Origin of the sequence: Bacillus cereus group sp. N12 (assembly GCF_016483575.1) — a bacterium.
GTDB classification, from domain to species: Bacteria; Bacillota; Bacilli; order Bacillales; family Bacillaceae_G; genus Bacillus_A; species Bacillus_A toyonensis.
Genome location: NZ_JAEHBO010000021.1, coordinates 20,018 through 34,413, shown reverse-complemented (window position 1 = coordinate 34,413; position 14,396 = coordinate 20,018). Strand labels below are relative to the sequence as shown.

Here is a 14,396-nt window from a genome sequence, read left to right as displayed (position 1 = left end):
TCTTTTCAAACTTAGCAACAGGACTGTTACCTATTACTGAACTCTTGATAGATTCCATGCTATAGTATCAGTCCCATTCTCTCCATTACCATATTTCATATAATCGATTAAATATCCTACCTTTAACTTGTTACCATTAGATAGTATGTTCCATTGCTTATGGTATCCAGTGAAATTCTTTGGATATGCATGATTAAATTTAAAAGTACTTGCATTCTGTTTTTGATCTAAATGGATATAACTATCTTGAAGTTTTAAATATGTATAATCTGAATAAATAGGATTTCGAAATTTAATTAATACCTCTTCATCCTTTTTAATTGGTTTTCCAGGTTTAGGTTGACCTACTCTTTCAATAATTACATTCACTTTTTCATCGCTAGATTTTTCAGCCCAAAGATACTCCCATTTATTCCCAGCATGATGACTTCCCCAATAAGCTGTATTTCCATATGAAGCTACGGTATAAGGAACCCCTTCTGTAACAAATTCACCTGAATTATCTACTACATAATCTTCAAATTCTTTATTAGCTTTAATTTCAGTATCAATCTTTTGTGTAGGGGTTAGATTGTGTGCGTCATTGATTTCAAATGTAACTTTTCTGTGTGCAGCAATTTCAGATTTAATAGGGTGTATATTTTCTCTAGACTCATATGTAAATCCATTCTCACGTTTAACTAGTGTTACTGTTTGTGACGGAGCACTCCATTTCTTACTATAAGTAGTAGGAATCTCTTTACTCACACCAAATAAACCAGGTAAAATTGTTGCCCTAATCTTTTGCGTCACAGAATCATAACTACCTTCTACTAATGTTGGTTGCTGTAGTTTTGCAAAAGCACCGTGTACAGAGTCTTTATGTAAATAACCGCGATTTCCCTGTCCCGCTTTTAAATCGTTCAATGCATCAGTTCCATTATTAGCTGAAACTACTGATACGTTATTAGTACTTTTAGCCTTGTTTACAATATGATTTACTTTTTTCGTATCTATATTTACATGTTGAAAAACTTCGTTATAGGATAAAACTGGCTTATCAGCAAGGGATTTGTCTTTAGGAGTATATACCCTAAACTTTGGTATATTTCCTATATCTGTTTCTAATTGTTCAGTAGCTGCATTTACTCTAGACTCATATCTCCCTGAATCCCCCAAATGCATAATTTCTTCACCTTTTTCAATAGATAAATCCATTGTACTTGTAGGTAAAACTTCAATCGAAAGAAGTTCCCCTTGTTCAACAGCTTTCAATTCATCCAAAGATAAGACAATATTCGCATCTGCTTGTCCTTCTAAACTGTCAATTACTACTTCTGTTTTATTCCGTCCACCTTTTTCTGTACTTAAATAGTTTGCTTTATAACGATCTTGTGTTGCCTTTACAGTATTAATAATTTTGTTTCCTAAACGAATATTAAAATGAGGCGAAACATTTTCAGCGGATGCTGTTCCTACATTCTTATATTCCAAATGTACCCGTAATTTTGCTGCGTTCGCTGTATCCACAGTTGTTGCAGTAGACCAATCAAAATTATTTGTATAACTCTCCGTTTCCGTAGTTGTTTTTGAATATCCGTATCCCACATTTGCTGAAACACTTCCGGAAGGAACAGGACCGGCTGCTGAGCCTTCTACACCACCTGAACCACTTAAACCTACATTAAATGAATGTTGTGTAGATACACTTTTTTCCCATCCTCTGCTAACTGATCCGCCATTATTATCCGTAATGGTTGCAATAGGAATTACTTCAATTCGTTTGACACCAATTTGCAAATTCGGCATGTTGGCAACTATCGGATTGAAATTAGTATCAGAATCGTTGTTATAATTCTCAACCTCATACATATCAGTAAAAGGATCACCATCCGTATTTGCATTCATAGGATTCGATATAAATTTTGGTTTCCCTTTATCCTTCTCGGGATCCCATGCTTTCGCTTCATTTTTTCCAGTTTGTGAATTGAATTCAATTTTATATCCATTCATCTCTAAGTCGTTAGAAATACCATCTTTATCCCAATCGTTGTTTGCCATTTCAATGTTTTGTGTAATGAGTGAACCTATTTCCCCATCAGATCCGAGCGTGAAATTCTTATCTTCTTTTTTTACATTTACATTCTCTTTGAATATTTCAACTGTACCTCCTGGATTCGGTTGTTTTACATCTGCTAAAGCAGGAGATGCTAAAGTCAGTGCCATCGATACACTACCTAATACACTAATTGCTGGCTTCAATTGTTTCATTGTTATTTTTCCTCCTTGGTTTCTAGGTCAATTAGAACACCTACTAGTAAGATTAATTTCATCATATATAACAAATCTTTCTTTTCTCTCTCATAACTGTTAAAAAAGTCTCTCGTAAATGTTACAAAACACTTACAGAGTTTTTAAAATCTATATATAAAACATTAAAAAGCCGTAATATGAAGAATCGATTACAATATATACAAAAAAACAGCTAGCCAAAGCTAACTGCTTACTAATTTATAAAATTTCAGTAAAAGAATGTATTAATTTTGAAGTGTGCAAATTGGAAGAGTGACTTCAACTATAGTTCCCTTATTCACTTCACTCTCAATAAATACCTTCCCCTGGTGTGTTTCAATAATTTTATAACATACCATTAATCCTAAGCCGATTCCCTCTTCCTTAATACTGTAAAAAGGTTCTCCTAAGTATGGTATACGTTCTTTTGGAATCCCGCATCCTTGATCGATAAAGCGAATCCTTATTTGATTATTATCAAGTTTATCAAATTGAATCAAAATTTCTCCTCCTGTTGGCATAGATTCAATTGCATTTTTTATAATATTAACAAATACTTGTTTTAATTGATTTCCTTCACATGGAATCAATGGAATACCAGGTGTAAAATCAATTAAAATTTTTATATTATTCATCATTGCTTGAGGTTGCAGTAGCATTAAAACTTGATCCATTAGCACACTAATATCATTAGGTTGTATCTTTACCACCTGTGGTTTGGCTACCGCCATAAATTCATTAGTAATACTTTCTATACGCTCAATCTCTGATGATACTATATTTATATACCCCTGATTATTCTCAGTTTCCGTTGATTTTAGTAATTGCATAAACCCTTTCATTGCGGTTAATGGATTATTAATTTCATGAGCCATTGCAGTCGCTAATTGTCCTACGACAGCAAGTTTTTCAGATTTCCGTAGTAATTCTTCTGTTTTTAGCCGTTCAGTGATATCACGAGAAATACTCAGGAAAACCTTTTTACCATTTAAGTTAAAAACACGGACACTAAACTCAGTTGTTATTATTTTTCCTGTTGGAAAAGCATATTCATCTTGTAAAGTGAAGGAAGTTTGTCCCTCTCTAATTTTTTCTAACAACCTTACAATCATTTTAGAATCTTGTGGTACTACATTTGGAAATGGTAACGAGAGCAGCTCTTCTCTACTATATCCAAATCTTTTACAACCAACAGGGTTTACCTCAATGAATCGACTGGGAACATAATTTTCATTCAGCTCTACTACATATACTGCATCAGTTGCTTGTTCGATTAGTGCACGGTACTTCATTTCACTATCTTTTAATTGTTGATGTAATCGATGTCGCTCTCTTTCTGCTTGTTTTCTTTCAGAGATGTCTCTACATATTGCAGATAAAGCTATCACATTTCCTCTTACGTCTAATATAGGAGAAACTGTCAGACTGACATCAAGAAGACTTCCATCGTTACGTCGTCTAACAGTTTCTAATCTAGTAACTACGGATTCTCCTGTTAGAATTTTCTGAATATTTTTGAGTGATTCTTCCATTAAGAAATCTGGTACACAAGGTAATCTCTTACCTATGATTTCTTCTAATGACCATCCAAATATCTTTTCATAAGCTTTATTTGCTTGTAAAATATGCCCTTCTCGATCAGATATGGTAATAGCATCTACATTATGCTTTATAAATGATTCTAGTAATTCTTTGGTAGCTCTTAATTCTGATTCTACCTTTTTCCTTTCGGTTATATCGACTGTAGAACCAACAACTTCAATAACTTGTCCATTTCGTTTAATCGGCCTAAGTGCAATAAGAATAATTGTTTTATCATCTGGCCAAGGTAATTCGAATATAATTTCTTTCCCTTCCCATGCCTGAAGATAATACTTCATCAATTGTGAAACTAAATGTGGTGGAACAATAGAGGCATCAATAGTCCGTAAGCTTTTCCCTACCACCTGTTCAGAGTAAAATCCTTTTTGATAATAAAACTGTCCATCACATAAAGTGTGTATAAAGTGCTTACCCACTTTTTTAAATTTAAAAATCCCTCCTTGAAGCTCATGTACGGTATCTGTAAGTTCTTGCTTGGATTTTTTTAATTCCCGGTTCATTTTAGATAAGTCCTGTGTTAAATAATACAATCTCTGGTAGGCTTCCATAAGAAATAGCCCAATTAAAAGTCCTAACGCTATATATAATAAACCTCCAGAGTAAAGTAACGTAGTATTAAAGAATACACCAACTAACCACTTTATTCCGACAAAAATAGAAAAATATAAAGATGCACTTTTAAAAGGATGAAGGTTTTTAAAATATGTTTTAAAAGTAAAAAATAGAACACTCATACTTAAATATGCAATCACAGGTGGCTCCCAATACCCACCAATGAAAAAGATACGCATTATAATTATGCTAATTAGTGTAATCCAACCAGCAATGCGACCAAAGTAAATAAAAGATAGAATAAGAGGAACAACTCGAAGATCGTAGGAAAATCCCATGTATGGAAAAGAAAAGAGCATCAAAGTAACTGCAATAATCCCTCCATAGAATTTTTCGAAATATCGCCTGGAATGAACCAAAAAAACTTGAATAAATATCGCTGCGCTAACTAATAAAGAAAAAATAGAAAGATTGATGAAATAGTCTTTAATAATCATGTAATGTCCCTCCTTGCATTAAAGATATATTCGACAAAAAAACAGAAAATCCTACAAATAATATACACAGTTCAGGTGCAAAAAAATATAATTCCGTACATGACAATACATGTAAATAGTATCATATTGATTCAAATCGAAAATCAGGGCATCTTCCATTTGAAACTGTAAATCCCCCAAAAATAAGGTATTTATTTAAATGTTATGTACAAAAAAACGTAGGAATATTTAATTCCTACGTTTTTTATAAATTAATCAATTCCTTCACTATTACGATTCTTCTAATTCCTCAATTTCGGCTTTTCGCTTTAAAAATATTGCAATATCTTTATTCTCCCTTTCTATTAAACCAAGAGCATGTCTATCATTTAAAGCTAATTATTTATAACCCCATATATATTGTATCGTTGTCGCTTTACTATGTTTATGATCCGCAAAATACCATTCTAAAGGTTGTAAAGGGTTAGATACTTCAAATAATTCAGCTGGCTACCATGAAGGCAAGTTTTCATTTTCACCCAGTCGCCTTCTTTGGGCCAACGAGGATCTGTCATTGGTATTCTCCTTAGAACTATACTTTATGGATTTGAATTAATTTTTTTATTACTTGTTGCTCTTTTAATGTATTTGCAGTGCTTCTACCTGCGGAGTCTCTTCCTAATATTTCAACTTCATATTTTGTATTCTTTGTAGCCTCTTCTAGTTCTTTTTCTTTCTTTTCAGGTTTGCATATATTTCATGTCAAATTACAGAAGTGAGTCAGGCCACTCTAAATCTTAGATTAGAAGAACATGAATAATATTCTTTTTTGAATTGTAATTAAACCTCAGAGTGGCACCTCATACTCAGAACCATTTCCTTACCTAACAGAAGTTAATAAAACATATTTAATTATTGCTTCACCGCTTTGGCTACAAGTGCTGCGTATGCTTCTGCACCTACTTTGGTTAAATGCACACCGTCAGGTGCAAAGTAGTCTTTCTTTCCAGCACTTGCTGCATACCAATCAACTAGAGTTACATTCGGATATTCAGATACCGTTACTTTCAGTCTCTCATTCACGATTGATTCCCACGGACGTGGTACTCTCGTATTAATAAATATGATTTTACGTTCGTTTCCAATTACTTTTATTAATGAAACAAGTTGCTCAGTAGTAAAGGCTCCATTTGTACCTAATCCAATAATGACATAATTTCCTAAATTACCTTCATATTTTAACTGTTCAACTACCGGAATCGCTTTTGACAGCTGGCGACCAATTTGGGCATCAATCCTAATATCAGGAAAAGTATTTTTTAAATACGGAGTAATATCAATCATAACGGAATCGCCTATCGCAGTAACTGTGAGTGAATTTTTATGTTGCGCAGAATTTACTTCTCTTGATTCCCCTTGTTTTTGAGGCGTCTCTTGATTTGGATTTTCCCAAACTGCAACTGGATGTGGCGCCGGTTGTGTTTGTGCTGCTTTCACCTTATCTTGTTGAGAGTTCTCCTTAGCCTTACTAGCTTTTGATAATCCTACAACCGCTATCGACGAAACGAATAATGTACAAATTAAAGCTAACTTAACACCTAAAGTGACATTTTGAATTCTTAAATTCTTAAACTGAATGTTCCGGAGCGCACCTTGTCGGATTGGTTTTTCAATAAACTTCCATGAAATTTGCGCAATCAATATAATCAAAAGAAATTGAAGGATTGCTCTTATTAATGAAAAATCCCCAGCATTTACCTTTGGAGTCGTCAATGTAAGAATTGGATAATGCCAGAGGTATATGCCATACGATCTTATCCCTATCCAACGTAAAGGTCTAAATCGTAAAAATTGAGCAATACGACTAGCTGGATGAGCTAGATTTGCGACTAACAATGCTGTTGCAATTGATAAGAGAACCATTCCTCCCTTGTATAGAAATGGATCATATTGATTGGTCTTCCAAAACATAACCAAAATAATAATAAGGGCAATGCCCCCCACTACATCAAGAATGAAACGCGCCTTTGGGATAATTTTATTTGCAAGTCTATTGCTTGGCCAAACTAAGGCAAGTACCGCTCCGATAAGTAAGGAAAAGGCCCTCGTATCTGTACCATAATATATTCTGCTCGGATCAGCTCCAGGTTCATACAAAATTGCCATCGCTAAAGCTGAAGCAACGGCTCCCAGACAAATTAATAAAATCATACGGGATTGTTTTTTTATGTAGTAAAGCCCTAAACTAATGATAAACGGCCAAACAACGTAGAATTGTTCCTCAACTGCTAACGACCAAAAATGATTCAATGGAGAAAGCTGGTTAAAATTATCAAAGTACGATAATTTATGATAAATATACCACCAGTTACTAACATAAAATAATGCCGCTAATGAATCTCCGCGCATTTTTTCAAGTAAAGAGCTATGAAAAACTGTAATCCATGCCAACGTTATAACGAGCATAACAAGCATTCCTGGAAGCAATCTCCTTGCCCTACTAAGCCAGAATTTTTTTAAATCAATTCTCTTATTTCTCTTCCACTCTATGGCTAGAATATCTGTAATTAAATAACCTGAAAGTACAAAAAATACAGTAACTCCTAAAAATCCTCCAGGCATCCAATTAAAATTAATATGATACAAAATAACACCTAGTATAGCTAGGCCCCTTAGACTGTCCAATCCAACCATATAACGACTATTTTTTTTAAAAGGTTTAGTCATCCTACATTCACCTCTTTTTCTTGGAAATTAGGTTAATAATAACGGCACAAAGTACTATTAATCTCCTAAAATCGTATAAGCTAAACTATTACAAACATCTTTTTGTAAGGCTTTTTTTTATCTTTACATGCACAGTAATTAATACTTTAACACGTTATCTGGCTCTGTTGTGAAAATTTTTAAGCTAGATGTTCTTGTTGCTCTTCCGAAAAAGAGGAATATGATATATAACGTATATTTGAACATTTCCCTGCAAAATAACGTTATAAAGAAGGGCTACTGGTTATGAGCAGCCCCTCTTTTACCTTACTTCACATATACATATGTTTCATTTGAAATAACATTTTATGTCTTGCCCTTACTGTCGTGTATTTTATATTGCAGCGAACCTTGCATCAGAACAATATGTGTTCTGGTGCAAGTTTTTTTTAACTAGAATAAATTCTGGGAAAGCAAATAAGGAACATGATAGATGTAATATTTTAAAGAAAAATAATAGTAGCCATTTGCTACTATTATTTTTTTCTTTAAGTTATCATAATATGCCTGAAATTCTAAAGGGACGTGGTATGCCAATTCATCTAACAACCATTATGTGCTGAGTTCGTAAATGCGAAAATTTCATTCGTGATTTTTGAAAAATAAAACAAAAAAGAAAAACTATCTTTGAAAATGGATGAAACCTACATAAATGTCAACTAATCTATGTACGAATTCCTTTGCTTTAGCTAGGTGTTCTAGGAAATAAGGAGCCATATGCCGGTCAATTTTTCAATTAACTTGGTGTCTAGTTTAGTGTACCATCTCCAATTAATGCATTTTTTCGGGTTCAGTTCATTATATTTTCTACTTTGTCTTTATATACAACATATTCTTTTCCATCCACTACTGCTACCACCGCAAATTCATCATTTGGATTGAATGAAAGCCAGTCAGCCCACATGCTTGTATTAGCACCTCCACTCCACATATGATGAACAGTGTTTTTAGTTAAATTCATAACTTTATAAGACGCATTTGGTGCATTTGTTCCAGTCTTTATTTCAAAAGTGTATGCGTTATGGATTTTTTTATAAAAGTAAAAAACGTTTGATGGACGAAGTAGATTCATAAAATCTTGTTCTTTCTTCTCTGCAATTTTTATGCCTTCTAGTAATGTGACAACATCTGCTCTTAATGTTTTCCAACTGTCTTTAGCTGAATTCAAGTTAGGCTTTAAAAATTTATATCTATTTTGATCAGCTTTTTCATCAGCTTTATCAATATGCCCCATTACGCCCGAATATTGAGAGTCTAAATCATCCCATTGTGTGGACATATAAGTAAGAGCAGTAATAGCACTATCAATCGTACTATGCATATCACTAATATTATGAAATGCAACTCCGACTACACGATTTAATGTAATTTTATAATCTACAGTTTTACGTAATTCTGCTAAAGCAGGCTCTAATCGACCTAAATTATCTCTAGCAGTACCTATCATTATGCCACCAGAAATAAGCGTGGGGATAAAAGGGACTTTCACCATTATTAACCCATCAGATTCTAATTTCTTATAATAGTTTACTTGTCCTAAAACTTCATCTAAACGCTTTTGATCAGTCTCTACATCAGCTCCTTGGTTTTTTAAAATCGATTGCAAGGTCTCTTTATGGCTTCCAAATACTCTAACATCTTCTCCAATAGCGTTTTTAAATTTAGTTAATTCTTCTATTAACGCTTTTGCGGACTTTTGGTTTCGTTGAATCCCCACCCTTAAATCTGTAATCCCCTTTTTTAAAGTATCCCCATTTCCATTATTGATCGCCTCTACTAATGTTTCATAATAATTTTCAAACTTTGTATCGTATTCAATAATGCCGGTCAATGTATCTAAAAGCTGTTTTTTTACTTTTGTATTCCATGTAACAGCATGTGCTCTTGCATTCTTTTGATCCTGTACAATTTTACTAGGTAAATCTGCATACCCATTAATAGAAATTCCTTCAAAACTCACATCCGGATTATTAATTAGTAAATAAGAATATTCATTCATAGCCTTTGCAAATAACCCAGCATCTTGTACAGTTTTTTTCATCTTTTCTTCATTTGCTGAAAGAGACATATCTCCAGTGTTCGTTTGTTCAGTTTCAATTGCAAAGGTTGCTACTGGTGTGATTGCATAGGTAGTTGTCATAATTAAAAATGCTGATACAGCCAGTATTTTATAAGGTTTTTTTTTCATCTTTTCTTATTCCTCCTGCATAGAGTATGATTTCAAGTCCTATTCTTATTAAAAGACGATGTTGTTGCATAGATTCGATATTATTAAGCAAATCTATATAACCTGTCCCCTATTGATTAATTCTGTTACAAATTTTTAAAAACAAGTAAACTACATGACTATCTTTTTATTTGGATAAAACTTATATATAAGTGAAAGGCGAAGTCTTTAATGAGACTCCGCCTTTTTAATATATAAGGATTTATTAATTATCGCTTTACTGTTTAACAGTGTAATCATAGGCTCTCTATGTTATGGATTACTTTGCAATAGAATAAATATTTCCCTATTTTTGTGGAGTAACAGTTTCCACTTTTAATTCCTTTATCCCCTCTTTTAATGTAACCGCATCTGTTCTTAATGTTTTCCAACTGTCTTTCGCTGCATCCAAGTTATTTTTTAAGAATTTATATTTATTTTGATCCGCTTTTTGAGCTGCCTTCTCAATATGCCCTAGAACGCCCGAATATTGAGAATCTAAATCTTGCCACTGCGTCGACATATAAATAAGGGCATTAATAGCATCATCAAGTGCCTTATGCATTTCATTAATATTACTGTAAGCAACTCCAACTACTCGATTTAATGTTACTTTATAATCCACGGTCTGACGTAATTCTGCTAATAAAGGCTCTAACTTACCTAAATTATCTCTTGCTACTCCCACTATGATACCGCCAATTATTGGTAGACCCAAAATGGCACCCTTCATTACATTAAATCCATCAGATTCTAATTGTTTATAATAGTTTACTGATCCTAATACTTCTTCTAGACGTTTTTGATCGGCTTCAACATCCGCACCTTGATTTTTTAAAATCGACTGTAAAAGATCTTTATTACTTCCAAATGCTCTAACATCTTTTCCAATAGATTCTCTTAATTTAGTTAATTCTTCTATTAATTGTTGAGCATACTTTTGATTTTGTTGAATTTCACCTCGTAAATCTGTAATCCCTTCTTTTAAAGTTTCTCCATCCCCTGTATTAATTGCCTCTACCATTGTGTCATAATAATTTTCAAATGTTGTATCATATTCAACAATACCAGTCAATGTATCTAAAAGCTGCTTTTTTACTTTCGTGTCCCAAGTAGCAGCATGTGCTCTTGCATTCTTTTGATCTTGTACGATTCTACCAGGTAAATCTACATATCCATTAATAGTAATTCCCTCAAAATTCACATCAGGATTCTTAATTAACATATAAGAGTAGGCATTCATAGATTTTGCAAATAATCCAGCCTTTTGCAAGGTTTCTTTCATTTTCGCTTCATTTGCAGAAAGAGAAGTATCTCCATTGTTCGTTTGTTCAATTTCACTTGCAAAAGCTGCTACTGGTGAGACTACAGGAGTTGCTGTCATAGTTAAAAGAGCCGATGCAACGATTAGTTTGTACGGGATATTTTTCATCATTTTCTATTCCTCCAATATAAGTTTTCATTTTCAGTTCTATTCCTGTTTAAAAGCGATGTCTTTTGAAATGAATTCTGCATCTTTATGAATATCATTCCAACTTTCTTTAGCAGCTTTTAAATCATCCGGTATTAAAGAGAATTTGTGGTCTTGCATAGAATCGATATTATCCAGTAAATCTGTATAATTTGCGCCCATTGTATTCCATTGCTTTTGAATATTTGTTAGAGATAAAATCGCTTGATCTACAGTCTGATATAGATATGCCAATGTTTCTTTCGCGTTAGTAAGCGAAAGAACTGCTTGATTAGCACGATCTGCTTTCATACTTAATTCTCCGATTTTGTTTGAAATTTCGTTATAGGAGTCCATATGCTTAGATGCCGTGACACCCGCCGCAGTTCCTAGGCCGATACCAGCTGCTCCAAGAGCTGAAAGTCCACCAACAACAGCTGGTGTTGCTGTACCACCAGTTACAACAATTACAACTGCTCCTCCAATGGCTGCAATAACTAAAATAGCTGCTCCGAATCCCCCACCAATTGACCATGCTAATACATCATCTAAATGTTTTTTCTGAGTAGAACGAAGTTGCTCAATTTCAGCTTGAAGTTGTGGAATCGTTGCTTGTTGACCTGCCAATATTGCAGTTAATCCGCCTTTCCCATCTGGACCACCAACATTATTTTTAAAATCTGTAGAATTTTGATATAGTTTCCCTTTGAAGTCTTGTAGCATCTTAATTACATCTGTTACCTCTTTTGAATTTGTATTAATTGTTGTAATTAAATCATTTATGCCCTCTTTTAGACCTGCCTTATCTTTCTTTTGTACAGTATCTACTAATGTGTCGTAATAATTTTGAAATTGTTCATCGTAATTTACAATATTACGAGCTGTTTTTTGAATCTGTGGCTTCGCTGTATCTAACCAATAATTCGCATTGATTCGTGACAGTTCTTGATTAAGGTGAATATTTTTGAGCAACTCTCCTCCTTCTGATCCTAAATCGATATTAGATAAATTTATATTCGGTTGCTTAATCATTGTTTTTGCGTACAAATCCATTACAAGAATATGAGACCCTGTTTCAGCCAATGCTTTCTTCAGTCCCTCAGGACCTAAAGCATAATTGCCTACTTTTTGTTCTTGAGCGGTCGTTACTTGTGCAAATGCATGAATAGTGTTACCAGTAGTAGCAGTTATAACCGTTGCCAGCGTGGCTAAAGTTAGCACTTTGAATGGGAATTTTTTCATCACTTTTCTCCTTCTTTCGCTAGATTCTTATAATCTTTATAGTTTTTTCAAAAACGTAATATCAAAATTTATATACCTGTTCTTCAAGGTAACTTATTACATTTTTTAATTGTCTTAATGTATCTTTTTGAGACTGCTCGTTAGTTACATCAACATTAGTAGATAATTTTGTAATGTTATTTTTTATTAAATCTAAATCTTCTTTATAGCGCTTTAGTAGGTCAAGTTCTACATCTACTTGATTTGCAAACGTATGCAAATCATTTTGTGAAAGAAGAATCATTGATTTTTGCAAATCTGCTATTGATAGTTTCGTTGTTAAATCATATATTTTTTGGTTTTGTTTCTCTAAGTCATCTAAATATGATCGCTGCTCTGCTGTTAGTTTATTTACTTCTGCGAAGACACCAAATGTTTTCTTAATCTTTTCAGTATCAATGGCTTTCATCAGGTCATATTCTTGCGTTTTTGCGGCTGCAGCTGCAGCTATTTCACCTTGTTTGCTTTTCTCAATTGCTTCACGAGCTGCTTTTTTGGCCGATTCAATTTCTAGAGCAGTTTTACCTTGTTCTGTCGCTTCTTGCGCTGCTTTTTTCTCCGCTTCTAGAATAGAGTTGTTAATTTCTTTTCCTTTGTTATACGCTGCCATCCCTGCTTGAGCAGCCGGTTCAATAATTTCTTTTGAAAGACTATAAATTTCTTTGAATATAGCAAATCCCTGCTCATTTAAAGCTCCTGGTATTAATGCAATTTGTTGTAAATCATTTTGAATTGCTTTTTTGGTATTTAATATTTCATTTTTTAACTGATCTATTTTTCCTGTTCCATCTGTACCTAATATGCCTTGCGCAGTTGCCACATTAGTATCGAAATCTTTTAATTTTTTATCAAGCTGTAATTTAAGATCAGTTAACTCATTAATTTGTCGTTGCGCATTTTCTTGATTCGTCATAGCCATTTCTTGAAGTACTTCAAGTCTATCCACAAAACCTTCTCTATCTTCTTTATTGTCTACATACGATTTTAATGTCGGATAATAGCTATTAAATTTTGTTACAAATCCTTTGCTTTTTGAATTTAATAGAATTAACTGTGGATAGAGTTCCAATGACCATTCCTTCATATCTTGTTTGATTAGGAATTGATTTGTATTTAAAGCTGGGACTTCCTCTAGCTGTACATTAGGACTCATTAAAGATTGATCAATATACGTTTGGATTAATTTAGATTGCGCACCTAATTTTCGTAATGATGAAGAAATATCCATGTTTTCCTGTTGAGTTTCTGCTTGAACGATTGGTGTTGCGAGAGTATTGATAGGAATAGTCGCTCCAGTTACAATGGATGTTATTAAAAATCCTGTCATTATTTTATTCTTCATTCCGTACACTCCTTTACCATTTTTTTCTATAACTTGATTCATATAACTTGTACGACCTAGCGCTAGGCTCACTCTTTGTACACGGATGAGGAAAGAGAAGTCTTTCAGATAGGGTGTTATCCTTATTTTTTACTTCTAATAGGATGTAAGAATTTTACTCATCTCTCATTTAGATACTTTATTTTCCAAAAAATAAACAATAAAAATTCATCAGCTATATTTGAATTAGACACCCAATGGGTAGTAATATATTAATTCTCCCAAAGAGTTGCGGTTTAACTTACAGAGCCACGAGGATTGATAAGCCAATGCTTACAGTTAATCCTGTTTTGACCTTGTTTAATATCAATTACATAATATGTCTCTTAGTTTTGTCAGCAAGAGCCTTACAAGACTACAAAAGACGAACTTATACTGTACATTGCTTATACTTTTATTGCGGAATAAATT

Annotated in this window: 7 protein-coding genes and 1 pseudogene; all 8 read right to left on the bottom strand. The window is 33.4% G+C overall.

All coding sequences use genetic code 11. The features are described from left to right. Positions 1 to 33 precede the first annotated feature (33 nt). Complete coding sequence (locus JDS92_RS12750; protein WP_199632000.1) at positions 34 to 2,250, bottom strand: binary toxin-like calcium binding domain-containing protein; 2,217 nt, start codon at positions 2,248 to 2,250, stop codon at positions 34 to 36. A 266-nt stretch (positions 2,251 to 2,516) separates the two neighbouring features. Further along, positions 2,517 to 4,922 (bottom strand): PAS domain S-box protein, encoded by a 2,406-nt coding sequence (locus JDS92_RS12745; protein WP_199631999.1) that lies wholly within the window; start codon positions 4,920 to 4,922, stop codon positions 2,517 to 2,519. A gap of 270 nt (positions 4,923 to 5,192) precedes the next feature. Beyond that, positions 5,193 to 5,444, bottom strand: a pseudogene (locus JDS92_RS12740) (hypothetical protein); the annotation flags it as partial. Positions 5,445 to 5,813: 369 nt separating this feature from the next. Further along, complete coding sequence (locus JDS92_RS12735) at positions 5,814 to 7,628, bottom strand: acyltransferase family protein (RefSeq protein ID WP_199631998.1); 1,815 nt, start codon at positions 7,626 to 7,628, stop codon at positions 5,814 to 5,816. Positions 7,629 to 8,457: 829 nt separating this feature from the next. Continuing rightward, positions 8,458 to 9,855: a hemolysin BL regulatory component HblB gene (gene hblB / locus JDS92_RS12730; protein ID WP_199631997.1), complete on the bottom strand. Its 1,398-nt coding sequence runs from the start codon at positions 9,853 to 9,855 to the stop codon at positions 8,458 to 8,460. Between the two features lie 325 nt (positions 9,856 to 10,180). Next, positions 10,181 to 11,308 (bottom strand): hemolysin BL binding component B, encoded by a 1,128-nt coding sequence (gene hblA / locus JDS92_RS12725; RefSeq protein ID WP_199631996.1) that lies wholly within the window; start codon positions 11,306 to 11,308, stop codon positions 10,181 to 10,183. Between the two features lie 36 nt (positions 11,309 to 11,344). Further along, positions 11,345 to 12,565, bottom strand: a complete 1,221-nt coding sequence (gene hblD / locus JDS92_RS12720; protein WP_199631995.1) for a hemolytic enterotoxin HBL lytic component L1 — start codon at positions 12,563 to 12,565, stop codon at positions 11,345 to 11,347. Positions 12,566 to 12,626: 61 nt separating this feature from the next. Then, positions 12,627 to 13,946, bottom strand: coding sequence for a hemolytic enterotoxin HBL lytic component L2 (hblC, locus tag JDS92_RS12715; protein ID WP_199631994.1), 1,320 nt, complete (start codon positions 13,944 to 13,946; stop codon positions 12,627 to 12,629). Positions 13,947 to 14,396 lie beyond the last annotated feature (450 nt).